Origin of the sequence: Sulfurovum sp. (assembly GCF_041562805.1) — a bacterium.
Lineage (GTDB): Bacteria > Campylobacterota > Campylobacteria > Campylobacterales > Sulfurovaceae > Sulfurovum.
This window is the reverse complement of the sequence record NZ_JBFFOH010000021.1, coordinates 1-18,450: the sequence shown is the minus strand read 5'-3', so window position 1 is coordinate 18,450 and position 18,450 is coordinate 1. Positions and strand designations below refer to the sequence as shown.

Annotated in this window: 13 protein-coding genes; 4 read left to right on the top strand and 9 right to left on the bottom strand. The window is 34.7% G+C overall.

Features of this window, described 5'->3' with window-relative positions:
- The first annotated feature begins 97 nt into the window (after window positions 1-97).
- The 4 genes from ABYK33_RS04695 (at window position 98) to ABYK33_RS04680 (ending at window position 6,191) form a co-directional block, all read left to right on the top strand.
- A complete protein-coding gene (locus tag ABYK33_RS04695) occupies window positions 98-871 on the top strand; it encodes a hypothetical protein (protein WP_373031829.1) in 774 nt (257 codons plus the stop codon).
- 179 nt (window positions 872-1,050) lie between these two features.
- Window positions 1,051-1,893: a hypothetical protein gene (locus ABYK33_RS04690; protein ID WP_373031828.1), complete on the top strand. Its 843-nt coding sequence runs from the start codon at window positions 1,051-1,053 to the stop codon at window positions 1,891-1,893.
- 193 nt (window positions 1,894-2,086) lie between these two features.
- Window positions 2,087-2,860: a hypothetical protein gene (locus tag ABYK33_RS04685; RefSeq protein ID WP_373031827.1), complete on the top strand. Its 774-nt coding sequence runs from the start codon at window positions 2,087-2,089 to the stop codon at window positions 2,858-2,860.
- 172 nt (window positions 2,861-3,032) lie between these two features.
- A complete protein-coding gene (locus ABYK33_RS04680; RefSeq protein WP_373031826.1) occupies window positions 3,033-6,191 on the top strand; it encodes a hypothetical protein in 3,159 nt (1,052 codons plus the stop codon).
- Between the two features lie 62 nt (window positions 6,192-6,253).
- Here the strand turns inward: ABYK33_RS04680 and ABYK33_RS04675 are convergent, their stop codons facing one another.
- The 9 genes from ABYK33_RS04675 to ABYK33_RS04635 form a co-directional block, all read right to left on the bottom strand.
- Window positions 6,254-7,234: a crotonase/enoyl-CoA hydratase family protein gene (locus tag ABYK33_RS04675; RefSeq protein ID WP_373031825.1), complete on the bottom strand. Its 981-nt coding sequence runs from the start codon at window positions 7,232-7,234 to the stop codon at window positions 6,254-6,256.
- 16 nt (window positions 7,235-7,250) lie between these two features.
- On the bottom strand, window positions 7,251-9,212 hold the full coding sequence (locus ABYK33_RS04670; protein ID WP_373031823.1) for a putative bifunctional diguanylate cyclase/phosphodiesterase: 1,962 nt from the start codon (window positions 9,210-9,212) through the stop codon (window positions 7,251-7,253).
- Window positions 9,213-9,412: 200 nt separating this feature from the next.
- Complete coding sequence (gene efp, locus ABYK33_RS04665) at window positions 9,413-9,979, bottom strand: elongation factor P (RefSeq protein ID WP_373031822.1); 567 nt, start codon at window positions 9,977-9,979, stop codon at window positions 9,413-9,415.
- Window positions 9,980-10,064: 85 nt separating this feature from the next.
- Window positions 10,065-11,789, bottom strand: a complete 1,725-nt coding sequence (locus tag ABYK33_RS04660; protein ID WP_373031820.1) for an efflux RND transporter permease subunit — start codon at window positions 11,787-11,789, stop codon at window positions 10,065-10,067.
- Window positions 11,789-13,444, bottom strand: coding sequence for an efflux RND transporter permease subunit (locus ABYK33_RS04655; protein WP_373031819.1), 1,656 nt, complete (start codon window positions 13,442-13,444; stop codon window positions 11,789-11,791). Before ABYK33_RS04655 ends, ABYK33_RS04660 begins: the two co-directional genes overlap by 1 nt.
- Window positions 13,444-14,250 (bottom strand): efflux RND transporter periplasmic adaptor subunit, encoded by an 807-nt coding sequence (locus ABYK33_RS04650; RefSeq protein WP_373031818.1) that lies wholly within the window; start codon window positions 14,248-14,250, stop codon window positions 13,444-13,446. Before ABYK33_RS04650 ends, ABYK33_RS04655 begins: the two co-directional genes overlap by 1 nt.
- A complete protein-coding gene (locus ABYK33_RS04645; RefSeq protein ID WP_373031817.1) occupies window positions 14,247-15,620 on the bottom strand; it encodes a TolC family protein in 1,374 nt (457 codons plus the stop codon). Before ABYK33_RS04645 ends, ABYK33_RS04650 begins: the two co-directional genes overlap by 4 nt.
- A 210-nt stretch (window positions 15,621-15,830) precedes the next feature.
- Window positions 15,831-17,420, bottom strand: a complete 1,590-nt coding sequence (serA, locus tag ABYK33_RS04640; protein WP_373031816.1) for a phosphoglycerate dehydrogenase — start codon at window positions 17,418-17,420, stop codon at window positions 15,831-15,833.
- A gap of 190 nt (window positions 17,421-17,610) precedes the next feature.
- Window positions 17,611-18,450 (bottom strand): S1 RNA-binding domain-containing protein (locus ABYK33_RS04635; RefSeq protein WP_373031815.1); only part of this gene is annotated, 840 nt, incomplete at its 5' end.

Sequence of the window (18,450 nt, the reverse complement as noted above, 5' to 3'; positions counted from 1 at the left end):
GTTAATATTATGTTACGATATTTGGTTTAAGATGTATTTAAAATAATTATTGATACTATAGCAAAATTACAATTATCAAAATTAAAAAAGGTTTTACATGAAAAAAATGATTACAACTTCAGTAGCAGTAGCTACTTTATTGGCAACAAGTGCACAGGCAGATTTTGACTTTGGAGATATGTTCAAAGATATGAAAGAAGCTGCTATCAGTATGAGTAAAGATGCAAAAGATTCTGTTGGTACAGTAAAAGATGGTGCAGTTGAAACTTCACAAAGTGCTGAAAGAACTGTGACAAACGTAAGTGCAGATACAAAAGACACAACAGTAAAAGTTTCTGATGATCTAAAAACAGCAGAAGTTTCTACAGCTAAAGACAGTAGAGATACTGTAAACGCTGTATCTACAGACACAAAAGATTCTATCACTAATACAACAAAAGATCTTAAAGACTCTGCAACAGTAGCTTCTAAAGAAATGAAAGATTCTACTATCGCTGTCTCTTCTGATTCAACAAGTGCTGTGAAAACTGTTTCTAATGACTCTTCAGCTTCTGTGAAAACTATTTCTACGGACTCTGCTGACTCTGTAAAAACTGTTTCTAGTGACTCTGCTGACTCTGTCAAGACTGTCTCTACTGACTCTGCTGACTCTGTAAAAACAATCTCTAGTGATTCTGCTGACTCTGTCAAGACTGTCTCTACGGACTCTGCTGACTCTGTAAAAACAATCTCTAGTGATTCAAGAGCTTCAGTAGAATCAACTGCAAGCAATACAAGTGATGCAGCCAAAACTGCTTCTAATGACCAGAGAGAATCTGTGAAATCTGTTTCAGAAAACCTAAACGACTCTGTTAAAACAATTAACGACTAATATCTCTAGATGGAGGCAGTGTGCCCTCCATCCTCCTAAGCAATCCAACCCTGGATTGCTTTACTTCTATGTTACAGTATCTATAATTTAATCCTATATTTTAACTTTTACTTTAAGAGATATTTAAAATAACTATTGATACCATCAACCATAATATATAAAATAAAAAAGGTTTCAGAATGAAAAAAATAATGACTACTTTAGCAGCTGTTGCTTTGTTAACACATGCTCAAGCTGGATTTAGCTTCGGAGATATGTTCGATGATATGAAAGAGGTTGCTGAAGCCATGACTGACGATGCTAAAGATAGTATGGATGCTATGACAGATGGTGCAGAAGAAATATCAAAAAGTGCTGAAAGAACATCACGATCCGTAAGTTCTGATGCAGGGGATGTTTCAGAAAAAGTTTCTGATGATATTGAGACTTCTACATCTGAAACATTTGAAGATGCTAAAGATGCAATTGAGTCTGTAACTGAAGATACGAAAGATGCTATTACTGACTCAAGTGAAGATGTTAAAGATACAACAGATGCAGTTTCTACTGATATGGGAGATAGTGTTGAAGCCGTTTCTTCAGATGTATCAGACTCCATTGAAGATACCTCAGATGATGCCAGGGATTCCATAGAAACTGTTTCTGAAGACACAGGTGATTCGATAGAAAACATTAGCAGTGATTCCGTTAATTCTCTCAAAACCGTTTCAAACGATGCAAGAGAGTCCACAGAGGATATTTCAAATGACTCTAAAGATTCTGTAGATTTTATTTCAACTAATGTAGAAGACTCCACTAAAGAAGTTTCAAATGATACAGGTGATGCTTTAGAGTCTACTACAACTGCAGCAAGCAAAACATCTAAAACTATTTCGAATGATACTAGAGACTCTATAGATGAAGTTGCATCAAATCTAAATGACTCTTTTAAAGACATTACTCAAGGTAAAGACACTAAAGCCATCACTCAAGATGAATATACAGAACATATGAAAAAGAAAAACATAACTACAAATAAGTGACCTATATAAAAGGTTGCTTACCCCCCCTCCCTATTTTCTACATCATGACAACTATTCAATATTTATTTATTCTGAGATAAGTCTATATTCTATAATATAAGTCATAATTATAAATTTTATAATAAACGTTAAGTTATATTTAATATAACAACTGATATACTATCTTTATAAATACTTATAAAAGGGAATATAGATGAAAAGAATGATTACAACTTCTGTAGCAGTAGCTGCATTATTAGTGACAAGCGCGCAAGCTGATTTTGACTTTAACGATATGTTTAAAGATATGAAAGAAGCTGCTGTTAGTATGAGTAAAGATGCAAAAGATTCTGTTGCTACGGTAAAAGATGGAGCAGTTGAAACAACACAAAGTGCTGAAAGAACTGTGACAAACTTAAGTTCAGATACTAAAGAGACTACAATGAAAGTTTCTGATGACATTAAAACAGTGGAAGTAAACACAACTTCTGATATGAGTAGTGTTACTACTAGCCTTTCAACTGATACTAGAGAATCGCTTAAAACTACAACTTCTGATATGAAAGATAGTGGTACAAGTCTTAGTACTGATATGAAAGACTCTACAATTACTGTATCTAAAGATGCAAAAGATTCAGTTACAACTGTTTCTAATGACTCAAGAGATTCTGTAAAAACTGTTTCTAATGACTCAAGAGATTCTGTAAAAACTGTTTCTAATGACTCAAGAGATTCTGTAAAAACTGTTTCTAATGATATGAACAGTACAACAGGAACAATCTCTAATGACTCAAAAGATTCAGTAAGTACAGTAGCAACAAATGTAAATGATTCTACAAAAACAATCTCTAATGACTCAAGAGATTCAGTGAAATCAGTAAATGAAAATACAGCTGATTCAGTAAAAACTGCGTCTAATGACAATAGAGAATCAGTGAAATCTGTTTCTGAAAACATTAACGATTCTGTTAAAACGATCAATGATTAATTAATTATTGATTCTATCTGATAAGAAGGGGATTCCCTTCTTATTTATCTCTTTAAACTTCCAGTCACTTTTGGTAGCGTTTCACTCTTCATAAAGAAAATTCATAACTTCTATTTATTATATATATAAATTCTATGCTATCCTATCAATAATACTTGTCCAAAGGATTTATGTGAATACTGTTACAAATAAAATACTTTATTTTGCTCTACTTCTACCTGCTTTACTCTTTGCTACCTCTACACAAGAAAGCACTTCTACAACAGCTTCAAATGAAGATGCACTAGCTGTCTTCTACACTATAGACGGTGATGCACAGAAAAAGTATAATACACTTGTAGAGCAGAAACTAAAAAGTATAGGTTTTCAACTTACAGATCCGCATAAAAGAGTAAATGACCAGTATGAGACAAAGTATGGTTCAACTGTACTCGATGTACTCAGTTTTATGCCTGTAGTAAATGATAAAGTCATTTTACCACTCCTCAACATTGATCCTCGTATAGCAGGTTTTGCACCATTCAATATGCTTATACACAAAAAACTTAATGAAAATAAAACACATGTTGGTCACCTACAGCCTAAAGTAATGTTAGACATATTAGGGATAGAAAACAAAGAAGTACGAGAAAAATTCACTGCTACATTTAAATCACTTGATGGTCTGATAGAACAAGAATTAGGTGGTCAAAAATCGTACATGCCGTATAAAAAACTTCCGGAACAAAGAATGATAAACTTCGAATATGAATTTGAAGTACCTGAAGACATAGATGATTTTGTCGGTGAGTTCCAAAATACATTTGAACTCGCTTTCATCGACAAAGGATATCTCATCGCAGGCTTCCATAACTTTATGGAAGCTACAGATGATGCTGAAGATATACTCTCGGAGTATGATGCTTTTTGGACCTACTCCCTTTGTCATTTGAAGTTTTCATATCATATGTTTGATAATGAAGGTGGACGACCAGAAGCTGGTTTATTCGCTCCGTGTACCATGTATATGTATATCAGAAAAGGAACCAATAAACTTGTTGTCGGAATGTTTAGATTACATAACTGGTCTGATACGCTAGAGATTACCGATAAGCAGAGACTGGCGCTTGTAGAACAGCTTGATAGAGAAATACCAGAGATATTGTCAGCGTTCGGTATGACAGCAGTATCAAATGTAAATCCACTGACACAAACACCAGAAGTACTTTCAGTTCCGGAATCAAACGTTAAAAAAGCTACAGAAGAAACCAAAACCATTCCTAAAGAAAAGCCTATAAAGGTTGAACCATTAATCGTACAAGAAGTACCTGTTCCAAAGAATGCTTTAGCCGTGATGTATACACTCGAAGGCAATGTAGAAAAACAATATAATGCGATCATTGAAGAAGAGTTAAAAACAATTGACTATGAAGTCACAGATCCACATCACAGGGTCAATGACCAATATGAAGACAAGTATGGTTCAACCGTCTTAGATACACTCAGTTTTTTATCTGTGGTGAATGACAAAGAGATCTTGCCACTTCTTAATATCGATCCACGTATTGCATCGACTGCTCCATTCAATATGCTTATCTACAAAAAATTAGATCAGAATGTAACACATGTAGGTCATATCATGCCCACAGCATTCCTCGATATGATTGGGATAGAAGACCAAAAAGTGAGAGATCATTTTATAGCCTCCATTAAACCGCTTGATACAAAAGTAGAAGCAGAATTCAGAGCTAAAGGGCTCAAATATACAAAATCATACCAGACCTATAAAAAACTCCCGGAAAACCGTATGCATAACTTTGAATATGAATTTGATGCTCCTGAGGATTTAGATGAGTTTATTGAAGGGTTCCAAAACAGATTTGAACTCGCATTTATCGATAAAAAATATCTTATCGCCGGATACCACAATTTCATGGAAGGAAGAGATAATGCAGAGGAAATTCTGGCAGGATATGATGCCTTCTGGACCTATTCTCTTTGTCACTTAGAGTTCTCGTTCAATGTCTTTGACAACCAGGCTGCTCACCCAGAAGCAGGCCTTTTTGCACCTTGTACTATGTATGTATACATCAAGAAAGGAACCAACAAACTTGTTGTAGGTATGCTAAGACTTGAGAACTGGTCAACTACTTTAAATATCACTGATGAAAAAAGAGTAGGACTTGTCAACAAACTGGACAAAGAGATACCTGAGATCCTCACTGCATTTGGTATGAAGGCAACATCTAATACCAATACCCTGTTAGAACAGACTGTATCTAAAACAGAGATACATGAAGAGGTAGCAGTGGCCAAAGAAAACCTACCTGAAGTTCAAGAAAAAAGAACAGTATTAGACACTAAGGCCAAAGGAGAGAAAGTACAAACGATTCAAACCACAGCTGGTACAGTAGAAATTTGTATACCAACTGTACCGAAAGTACCGGTGGCTTTACAATCTGAAAAGAATCAAGATGCATTAGATAGAAGTATTAAATTCTCTAAACGTGTACCACCAAATTATATACCTCATAGATTCGATAAACAAAAGAAACTTAAACAGAGTGGTAATACAAGAATCGGAGATGTAAGCCAAGGAAGAATTTCCGCGTATCTTCGCGGAAAATTTATAGATGTAAAAACGGTAGAAAAAAACCTCAAGGCGGCAGGATTTGAAGTCTTGACTTCTGTGCCTGTAGATAAAAAAGGTACACTCATTTCAGTAGTCTTTACAGATAAATCCTTGGTCAGCATGGCAAGTAAAGAAACTAGAGGCTTTATAGCATCATTACGTGTACTTGTAGATACAAAAGAGAAGAAGATCAGTATTACCAACCCTCTTTATATGGCAAAAGGATTTTTACAAAGTGATTTTGATGAAAAAGCAGCCAAAAAGATCTTAGTAAAACTTATTGAGCACTTTCCTAGTTTGAAAAACTCAAAAGATGTACTCAAGTTCCAGCTCTTGCCAAAATACCAATTTATGAACGGTATGCCTCATTATGAAGATATGATAGAAGTCGCTTCGGGGGATGACCTTTTAGAAAAGATCAAAGATAACGATAAAGTACTCTTTACGCAAACGCTGGAAAATGGTTCAACACTTATTGGTATTCAACTCTCCAGAAGAACCAGTGGTTTTACAAAAAGAATTGGTAGAAACAATGCAGCTATGCTTCCATACCCAATTCTCATTGAAAATGGAAAAGCAAAAATACTTGATCCTAAGTACTATATTGCATATATGTATCCGATGTTAAAAATGACTGAGTTTATGACCATAGCTTCCATACCGGATGCGATGATAAAAGATTGTGAAAAAGTGTTCAAGAAGAAAAAGAAGAAAAAATAGCCAAGAAAATCTTAGCTAAAATCATAGAAAATGTAGTGAGGGAATTTTTAAACAGTTATTGATCATCGAGGGTCAGGTTTACCCCTCCTGTCTTTTTCAATAACCTTTCCTTGCGTATCTACAAAAGGGAACATAATTTTTTCAGACTCAAACCTTCTGTCTTGTTTTGTTCTCAACTTATGCTGTGCATTTATGTTTTTTGCATTTTGCGCATCAACTAATTTTTGCATCATTTTCAAATCTAGTGGTGTTAATTGTAAAGCTGCATTAACCCATATCTTAGTTATGTCAATCAATTCATCATATTCAATAGGTTGATACCTTCGTCTAGCCTCTTGAAGAGCTTGCATTCCATTAAATAAGCGGATATTCCGTTTCATATATTTCTTCACTGCTGTCTCAGCCTCTCCTTGCTTAACAACCTGTGTAATTACCCCCATTTCATGTAATGTCGAAGCATCATACATCTGTCCACTTCCTATTATCTCTTCAGTTACTTTTGTTCCTACCAATCTTGCTAAAAAACTATATGCACCCATACCTGGTATAAGGTTGAATCTTATTTCAGGAAGCCCCATTTGAGTTTGTTCTTCTGCTATAACCATATTACATGATATAGCAGCTTCAAAACCACCACCTAATGCGTCACCCTCAACCAATGCAATAGTTGTAATGGGAAGTTCCAAATTTACAGCATTTAAATAAACAACATCAATACATAATTTCGCATATTGATATAATGCATCTTTATTTTTATTTTTTATCAGATCAGAAAAAAGATTTAAATCTCCACCGTAATTGTAAACTCCTGGTATTTGAGAAGCACATACAAAATATTTTATTGATACATTAGGTTTCATATCATTTGATACAAAATAATCCTTTATTTCAAGTTGTAATTGATTAAACTCCTTAATCAATTCAAGACTGAGACAAGGACGTGTATTAGGATTGCCATATACCCAAATTGATTCAGTTTTGGGGTCATATCTCACAGATATCTCACTTCTTTTCCGTAATATTTGATGAAATGCTTTATCCAAAATGTTTTCCTCTTTACTAAACTTTACAATATTTTTTATTTATTATTGTATAGTCAACCGGTTTTTCAAACAAGTAACCCTGCATGTAAATGCACCCAATATTTTCTAAGTATTTCTTTTGTTCTTCATTTTCTACGCCTTCTGCTACCACTTTTAAGTTCATGTTTTCTGCTAGCGAAACAATAGTAGCCACCAAGATCTTATCATCTAGGTCATAAGGTAAACCACTTATAAAAGCTTTGTCAATCTTTAATTTATCCACAGGTAACTTTTTTAAATGCGACAAGGAAGAATAACCTGTGCCAAAATCATCAATAGAAAGCTTTACTCCCAATGCTTTGATCTGATTAAGTACCTCTATAGATTCTTCAGGGTTTTTCATAGCATAACTTTCTGTAATCTCAAATTCTAACCAATCATCTCTAAAATTTGTTTTCTCCAACATATTATTAATATTGGATAGTAGTTTTTTATGACGCAATTGATTAACTGATAAATTAATGGAAATATAGGATGGATTAAAACCTTTTTCATGCCAATCCTTTACTTGACCAGCAACCTTATTCATAACATATTCGCCAAGAGGTATAATAATTGATGTTCGCTCAGCTATATGTATAAATTTATCTGGTGTTAATAATCCCTTTTCAGGATGTTGCCATCTTACAAGTGCTTCCAAGCCTATCAGTTCACTAGTTACTCCATTAACAATTGGCTGATAATATATAATAAACTCGTTGTTTTCAAGTGCTTTTCTCATTCTTGTTTCAAGTGTCACACGTTCCAAAGCCTGATCTGTCATAATTTGTTTATAGAAGTGATATAAATTACGCCCTTCATTTTTAGCACTATACATTGCAGAATCTGAATGTTTTAATAATGTTGCAATATCCATACCATCATCAGGATAGATACTAATTCCTACACTTACTGTTATATAGATTTCATATCCTAAAATATAAATTGGTTCACTTAACGCATGAATCAGTCGATCAGCAATAGAAGCTATGTGTTCAGTATTTCTCCAACCTCCAACTACCAAAGTAAACTCGTCACCTCCGAGTCTTGCTAAAAGATCAGATTTACTTATTCTATTTTGAAACTTTTCTGCAACAATCTTGAGCAAATCATCCCCAACATCATGTCCAAAAGAGTCATTAATTTCTTTAAAATTATCTAAATCAAGAAATAGGATAGAAAATTTTTGATCATTTTTTTCAGCGTTTTCAATAACTTTTTCTAACCTATCATAAAAAAGTAGTCTATTTGGTAGACCTGTTAATGTATCATAATGTGCAAGATTCTTAAAAGCATTTTTTTGTTCTTCCAACTTCACTGCACTTTCCTGTAATTGATTATGAGTTTTTTCGTACATGGCAAGACGTTTTTGAATTTCTTTTTTCACTTTATCTTCAAGATACTGATTCATACTTAGCAATTCTTCTTTTAATATAAACTCTCGTCTTTCATATAAAGCAATAATTGTTGTACTAAATAGAATAATAATAATTGCTAGAAATGTAGTATAGTTATTCAGTCCTGTATCTATAAGATACTCTAGCATAATGATAGATAAAACACTTAAAAAAGCAACAATGTATCCTAATTTTTTACCACCTAAAAAAAATGAAGAAATTATGATAGCAGGAAACCATACAAAACGGACTTCTTCACTTGGATACTTACTAATCGCAATAACCACTAATAGTAGACTTAATAATGAAATGACAACAATAATATATTTTTGATTCGTTTTATTCTTACGTAATAACTTAATTGAGTAAAGGCCTGAAAGTATGTAAAATATATTAGCCATAGCAAAAAATATTTTTCCATGATAAACTAAGACTATGGTTAATATAAAAACAACAGTTATTGATAAAAAAATCAAACTATTGAGTAATATAAATTTGGATTTTAATGCATACTCACCTTCGGTAAAACTATGTCCACTTGTAAGAATGTTATTTAAATTCATATACTCTATGCCTTTAATAATCTATATCTCATACTAATATGATATAAAATATTCAAAGTCCTCCCCCTACAAAAACTGCAATTATAATTATATGGTATATCATCATATCTATGTATGATAATATTTACATAAGTTTATATAAATATACTTGTATCTACATATATCATTATACCTATCCAACCAAAATACTATACTGAAAATTATTTAGCTTTTTCTAGGTATTTCCCTTCAACAGTATCTACTTTGATCATCTCACCTTCAAGTACATGAAATGGTACTTGAACTACTGCACCACTTTCTAGTGTAGCAGGTTTTTTCCCACCTTGTGAGTCACCCTTGAAGTTAGGTGGTGTTTCTACGATCTTCAGTACAACCGTTTGTGGGATCTCAACTGAAATAGCTTTACCACCATGAAACAAAATCTCAGCTTCCATACCATCTATCATATAATCAAACGTATCTTTACCTACTTGTTCATGTGTAAGCCCTATTTGTTCAAATGATGTTGTATCCATAAACTGAAGCATCTCACCATCATCATAGAGGTATTGCATCGTTTTTTGCTCAAGTGCCGGTACCTCAAACTTATCACCTGCATGTACTGTCTTTTCAATCGTTTTACCTGTAGAAAGATTCTTGACCTTCATACGTACAAAAGCTGCACCTTTACCTGGTTTAACATGCTGAAAATCTGTAACCTTATAAGGGTTTCCTGTAATTTCAAGTCTCGTGCCTTTTTTAATATCACCCATTCCAATTGTAGCCATTTTAGCTCCTTAAAAATTATGAGTGATTATAGCGAATGCTTGGTAAAATGTTGTAGGGGCACCCGAAATGGGTGCCAAAAGAAGGTTACTTGGTGATAGAAATAGTATGATCTACCTTAGGATCGTCAATCTTTTCAAAATCCATTGCGTTGGCATTATCCATCAGTACGGGAATAAAGAGAAGTGAGACAAAAACAGCCGCAACCGTACCCGAGATAAGTGCAACACCCAACCCACCAAATACAGGATCTCCGGCGAGTAAAGCAGACCCCAGGATAATAGCAACCGCAGTTAAAGCAATAGGTTTTGCTCTGGTAGCAGCAGCTATAGCAATGGCTCTACGTTTCTTTATACCCTCAATCTCCATCAAAGATTTGGCAAAGTCGATAAGTAACAGTGAATTACGAGAGCTGATCCCTATAAGTGCAATAAAACCAATGAGGGAAGTTGCAGTCAGGAAGAACGTTTCAGATGTAAACCAGTTTGCAACCCAGTGCCCCACAATCACACCTATAAGCGAGAGGAATGAACCTAACAGCACAATACCGCTAATAACAAAACTCATATAGTAAATGACCAATAACAAGAAGATCAATATCAAAGCAGCAATAAATGCAGCACCCAGATCCCTAAAAGTATCAAGGGTTACTTTCATTTCACCATCCCAACGTATCAAGAATTTTTCATGTGTAATTTTATCTTCTAAAGTAAAGTCAAACATATAGGTTGATAAGCCTGCTTTCGTAATTATATAATCTTTTTCAAACTTTTCAAGCATTACACTACGTGCTTCCAACAGGGGGTAGACTTGTGAAACCATATCTGTTTCAGCAATAACATTCACCATTCGGGAAAGGTCCTTATGCATGATCATAGGGTTTGACTTTACTTTACGGATAGTCACCACTTCACTTAACGGAACCATCATTCCTTGCATGTTCATTAGGTTCAGTGACGAAAGCTTGCTTTGCAATGCATCTGCATTTGATATAGGTAGTCTTTTACTGTCGTTATCCAATACCAAAAATATAGGTATTTGATCTGGTGAGTTTTGAGAGTTTTTATGTGCTATGACCATACCTTCAAAAGCAACATATATAATATTGTTCACTTGTCCAACATTTAATCCACTTCTAGCAACTTTTTCTTTATCAGGTATAAGTTCATATTTTTCATAATTTTCATCTGCCATCAGATCAATATCGACCAATCCTTCTGTTTCTGATAAAACATCAGCTACATCTACAGAAAGACGTCTTATTTTTTCTAAGTCCTCGCCATGTACTTCCACAACGATCGATGCCAATGTGGGAGGTCCAGATGGTTGCTCTACGAATTTAATGTTTGTACCTCTTGTTAAAGGTACACATGCTTTTTGGATTATAGGTCTTAAACGTTGAACCATAAGAAATGACGGTTCAGCACGATGATGCTTATCTGTAAGGTTTACAGATATCTCTGAGACATTTTCAGTACGTTTCATACTGGCACCTTTAACAAGACCAGCATAGTCAAGGGGGATACCTTGCCCCAGGAAAAGCTCTAAATTTATCACTTCGTCTTCTTTTTTCAAAAAGTCGATCACACAATTACTTACATCTTTTGTTTGCTCTATAGACGAACCTGTAGGAGTATCAATATAGATAGAAAAGGTGTTATCACTCTTACCAGGTAACATCTTTGCAAGTACCAATTTTGTAGGAAACATTAAAAGAGAAAGAAAAAATGCTGCAGCGGTTAAAATAACAACCATTTTTTTCTTTGACTTACTATCAAGAATACTATAAATAAAACTTTCAAGATTTTTCATTATTTAGATCCTTCATCATGTTCTTTTTCATAATCACCATGTTCTGGTTTTTTTAGTAACTTTAGACTCAAATACGGCGTAAATATGTAGGCTACAAACAGCGATGCGATAAGTGCTACAGGTACATTATATGGTATAGGTTTCATAAATGACCCCATCATCCCTCCAACAAATGCCATGGGAACCATTGTTAAGATAATGGCCAAAGTGGCTATATTTGTTGGTGCGCCGATCTCATCGGTTGCTTCAACTAAAAGTTCACCCATATCTCTGTCCTCAACACCATGACTATGTAAATGTCTATGAATATTTTCAATCACAATGATCGCAGCATCAACAAGTAATCCCAAAGAAAGCAAGAGAGCAAAGAGTGTGATCCTGTTCATTGTCTGACCTGTCATCCATGCAGTAAAAAGTGTGACTGCCAAAATCGCAGGTACCGTAAATGTAACAATGATCGACTCTCTCCAACCCAAAGCGAAAACTAGCATCAACGCAATGATCACAATTGTAATGATCAAGTGATGCATCAATTCATTTACCGCCTCATTTGCTCGTAACCCATAGTTTCTTGTAATAAGATATCCAATTCCTAATTTTTCAAATTCATGTTCAAACCCTTTAAGAACATCAAGAACATCTTCAGAAACAAACACGGCATTGGTCCCGGCCAATTTTGCAACAGTCAAAGTGATTTGATTTTTCTCCTCACTCAAAGCTGATTTCGCATGTACGGATTTATCATTTTCTACTTGTTCATTTTTGTTTTCTTCTCTCATCAATATCTTAGCTGTTTGAAAGTTTTGTATATCCATACCACTAGTTACATTTGCAACATCTTTTAAGTAAATTGGTGATCCCATGTATTGTGCTACGATCACACTCCCAACATCTTCTACACTTTCAATCGCATTTTTTACTCCAAAGATCACCAAATGATTATTTCCAGATCTTCCTTTTACCTCAGGTACAGAAACAGCCAAAGACTGCACTGCTTGCATGATCTGTCCTAAAGAGAGGTGATATGCTGAAAGTTTTCCCATATCAACCTCTATATTATATTGTGCTTTTCGCGCACCTTTAAGTGTTGTTTTAGCCACATTGTCAACAGCATTTATTTTTTGCTGTACTTTTCTGACCGTTTCAAAAAGTCCTATATCATCAATACTACTTTTTGTTTTTGGATAAAATGCCACCGTGACAATAGGGATATCAATATCAATATCAAATGGTTTCACACTTGGCTGCATAACACCTTTGGGCATTAAATCCATATTTTGCATTACTTTATCATAGAGCTTGAGGTTGGAATCTTCTCTATTTTCACCAATATAGTACATCACATTAACAATACCCACGTTCTCCATAGCCATTCCATATATATGTTCTATTCCATGTACTTCACGTAATTTACGTTCCAATGGTTTTACAATAACGTTTTCTATTTCCTTAGGTGTTGCACCAGGCATCGCAACGATAACTGCACCGCCAGATATAGCAATTTGAGGATCTTCCTCTCTTGGCATTGTATTGAGTGCTATATATCCAACAAGTAGTAGAATTGCCCCCAGGACTATCGTTAAAGGATTTCGTAAAAAACCTTTTGCGAGTTTTCCTGCTACATTTATGATCTCATATTCTTTTTTATTTCCCATTACTGATCCCTAATAATAATTTTAGCGTACATACCTGGATATACGGAAGATCGTCCATTACTATCAAAGTTCATTTTAATCTTAAACTTGTGTGTCATAGGGTTTGAACTTGGAATTATGGATGTGATTTCACCTACAGTTTTAAATCCAATAGAAGGTATTTCAATATCTACCTTTTTGCCCAAGTTGATATATCTCAATTGTGTTTCACTCAGTTCAGCTACAATCGTTAATTTACTCAAATCAGTTAAAACAACTGCTGGCATACCAGGAATGGCCATTTCACCTTCATTAAGACGTTTCTCAACAATCACACCATCGTTAGGCGCAAGAATCGTCAAATAATTATACTGATTTAACACTTCGTCCTTTTTAGCCAGTGCCTGATTTACTTGTTCTTCTGCTATTTTAACCATATCTTTAAGGTTTTCTGATGCAAGTTGTATCATTTCATATTCGTATTTTGAAACCATCTTTTTCTTATAAAGTCTTTCATGTCTTGCAAGATTTGTTAATACATTGTTGTATTGATTTTTATTCATTTGCAAAGAAAGTCTGGCTTGAGAAATGGCTAGATCCACCTGTCTCTCTGCAGACTCTATCTCTTTTGAATCGATCTCATAAAGCAGTTGTCCTTTTTTGACGATATCACCCTCTGAAACAGCCATATTTTTTACGTAGCCCATATAACGGCTGGTCAACATTTTTTGATTATCTGAAACGACTGATCCACTTAAATTTATTTCTATTGCGTGCACCGATGTTAACATCAATGCTAAAAGCATTAATTGTGTAAGTTTATTCATACCTTTCCTCCTGTATTCAAAATACTGTTTAGTTCAAATATCTTTGTATTTCGTTCATTCTTAAACGTGAGTAACTTGAGTAAAATTTCCAACTCTTTTGATTGTTTCATCAAAACATCCGAAATTGAAGCAATACCCTCTTTATATCGTGAACGATAGTTTTCATATACTTTTTTTGCAAAACGCAGTTGTTTTTCATAACTCTTCACATCTGCATTCTTACTTAAGATCTCTGTTTCAAGTTTTTTTACTTTTAAAGAAATACCCGATTTAGCCAATGAGACTTCGTTTTGTACTTTAAGGTAATTCACTTTTGCTTTTTCAAGATTAGCGGAATCAATACCACCGTTAAATATATTCCATTTCAACTGTATTCCAACCGTATATGAGTCTTTCTCTTCAAACTCATTCCATAAGCTATTATCTGCACTACCATACTCTCCAAATGCACCAATAGTGGGTAGATAATTTGCTTCTTCAACCTTCATGGCCATTTCAGTAATTTGCAAACCCAGCAATGCTTTTTGTATATCTATATTGTTATTTTCTACTTCTGATCTATCAACACTTGGCATAGGTGCCATATCATTGACTTTCTTAATAGAAGTGACTTCTTCATTTAATAAAAATGAGAGAAATTGATACGCCAGATCTCTATTTAGTTTTGCCTGGTTATGCATACTCTCGGCTTCAGCTCTACGGGCCTGTACTTCAAGAAGATCTATATCTCGTGCATACCCCTCTTCACCCATACCTTTAACGATCGATTCTAAATGTCTAATATTTTGAATGATCTTAGAAAGATTCAAAATATAGTTATCCACCAAAGAGATATCATAAAATGCTTTTTTCGTTTGAAATATCTTTTCATTCATAAGTTTTTGGGTATCCCACTGACTCATACGCTGTAAAGCCTCCGTAATACGTCCGTATTCTGAGAGTTTTCCTCCGGTATAAAGAGGCAACATATACGATATTTTTGTCTGATAATGGTTTCTTGCATCTGGATAATTTAATGCTTGTGGAGGTGTAGTGTATGCACTTTCTGGAGGTACTCCTCCATTTTGCCCTGTAGCATCCATAAACTCTCTTGCACCAAAATCACCAAAAGTAGCTTCGCGACTTTGTAATTTAAATCCAAAGACATTCCCTGCATCATTTGAACGCATACCAGTCACAGTTACATCTAATGTACCATAATTATGGCCTTTGGCTGCAGTAGCTTCATAAGCCTTCATCTGTTCGTTAAAATGAGATATTTTTAATTCTAAGTTATTGTTTTCCAGCATCGAAATGGCCTTATCAATGTCCAAGTTATTTAAACCTGCAAATAATGGCCATGCTAAGAAAAAAATGAGATATTTTTTCATAAGATATACTCCTCTTCCCCGAGATTACATTATATTATAGCCAAAGAAATAATTATATATTCTAAGCGATCATATAAATAAGTATATATTATACCTTATATAACTTAAAGTAATTAAATTAGTGTCTAACTCTCGTAATACTAGTGTTAAACGTGTTTATAGCACAAGGGGGAGTAGTTGAAGTAACTAAGTGGAGTATCCACTTAGTTTCTAAAGTGTAGCGTGAGAAACGCTAATGCATGCTTCCAATGAAGCAAGTTCTTCAAGAAGTTCTTTTTTAATTTGTCCATCAACACGGACAACAGCAAGGGCTTGCTTCTTACTGTCACGTCCCAGTCTAAAGTCAGAGATGTTCAAACCGTTCTCTGCCATGATTCTACCTACATCACCGATCACACCCGGAGTATCTGTATTTCTAAAGAAGATCATCGTGCCTTTTGGCTCAACATCTAAGATATAATCATCTATTTCAATAATACGTTGTTCACTGTCATCAAAAACAGTTCCTTCTATAGAGATCGTACCTTCTGTAGTTGTCAGTTTCACACCAATTTTATTGGTAAAACCACTGTTATTTGGCTTTACCTCTTTAATGATCTCTATGCCACGTTCCTCAGCAACAAACTCAGCATTAACATAGTTTACCTGATCTCCTAAAGACTCCGTAAGCACACCTACAGTTGCGAATGTACCCATAGATTCTAAATGATCAGTTACAGGACCAGATGCCATTACTCTAATTGATTTTATGGCACTTTTCGTGATCTGTGCAGACATATGTCCTATCTTTTGTATAAGTTCCAAGTATGGTCTTACAAAATCAGGCAGTTCATTTTCTTTGATAGGTAAATTAAGTGCATTCGGATATGAAATACCTTTTGCAGCAGCAATAGCATTTTCAGCTGCCTGAATTGCAATATTCTTTTGTGACTCTTTTGTGTTAGCACCAAGGTGAGGTGTCACAGTTACATTATCAAGATCAAGCAGAGGATGATCAGTCGCAGGCTCTTTGTTAAATACATCGATACCGGCCATTGCGATCTTACCGGAAGTGAGTCCTTCTAAAAGTGCATCTTCATCATAAAGACCACCTCTGGCACAATTTATAAGCATTACACCGTCTTTCATCTTAGCTATCTCTTCTTTACCTATCATACCGATAGTCTCAGTATTTTTAGGGGTATGAATAGTAATGATGTCACATGCTAAAATATCTTCAAAATTTTTAGTGTATGAAGCATCCATATCTGTAGCTTTACTTGGATCAATATACGGGTCATACGCTATAACATCCATTTCAAATGCTTTAGCTCTTTTTCCTACACGTGAACCAATATTACCAAAACCGATCACACCAAGCTTTTTATCTTTGAGCTCTGTACCATACCAGTCCTGTCTTCTCCATACACGATCGAGTTTAAGATTGTTATGTGCATAAGGAAATTGTCTCACACATGAAAGTAAGTGAGTCATTGTAAGCTCAACGGCTGCTATAGTGTTCGCAGTAGGTACATTCATGATAACGATACCTTGCTTACTAGATCCAGGAATGTCTACATTGTCCACACCAACTCCGGCACGTACTACAGCTGTAATTTTTTTAGCAGCTGCTAAAAATGCATCATCAACATCTGTAGATGAACGTGTAATTGCAACATCTGCCAAAGGAATGAACTCAGCAAGGAGCTTATCTTTAGGCTCATCTGCCGCATTGATAAATTCTATTTCACTATCATTCGCAAGAATATCCAGTCCATCCTGGTGTATGTGATCACAAACAACAATTGTCTTTTTTGACATTATATAACCTTTATTATTGTAAAAAATTTGAGTACCATAAAATAGGGAGAGTACGACTAGTCGTATGAGTTACCTCTAAAAGGTAACTCCGTATCAACAAGCAAAGGGTAAAAAATGTGCCTAAGTGCACATTTTTTGATTGTGACGCTTTGGAGCTTTGCTTGAAAAGCGTCCCTTACTGGTAAATTATTTATCTTTTAAATTTATCACCGAATGCATCACCAAGAGTCATGCTGTCGTCTTGCTCTAAATTAAGCTGATCCATTGCTTCTCTTTCTTCTTGACGCTCAAGTCTTTTTACAGAAACTCTGATTCTATCAGTGTTACCATCGATAAAACTGATCACACCAGTGATCTCTTGACCTTTTTCAATCTCGTCAAATTTAAGAGGGTGAAGATCTTCTGTTCTGATAAGTGCATCAATGTTGTCTTCAAGTGAAATAAATACACCGAAGTCTTTTTTGTCTTTTACAGTTCCTGTTACGATAGAACCATTTTTATGTGTTTCAGCGAATGCTTTTACCGGTGAAGCTTCAAGCGCTTTTTTGCTCAATGAGATCTTACCAGCGTCTCTATCTATCTTGATGATCTTCACTTCAACTTCATCACCAACTTTAAGTTCAGATTTTGCATTCTTTGATTTGTCCCAAGAAATTTCTTGATTATGAAGAAGACCTTCAACAGCTCCTACTTTTACAAATGCACCAAAATCAGTGATCGATGTTACTGTACCAGTTACAACATCACCTACTTTGTTTTCAGCAGTAAATGCATCCATAGGTTTAGGAAGAAGATTTTTAAGGCTCACTCTAAGTCTTCTACCTTCTTTATCGATTTCAATAACTTCAACATTGATGTCTGAATTATTTTCTAGGTAGTCTTTAGGGTGTTTAACATTTTTATCCCAAGAGATCTCAGATACATGAAGGAATGCTTCAAGATCTTCACCAAGATCAACAAATACACCATAAGGTTCAATATTAGAAACTGTAGCAGTTACTGTATCACCAACACCGATGATAGAATCAAT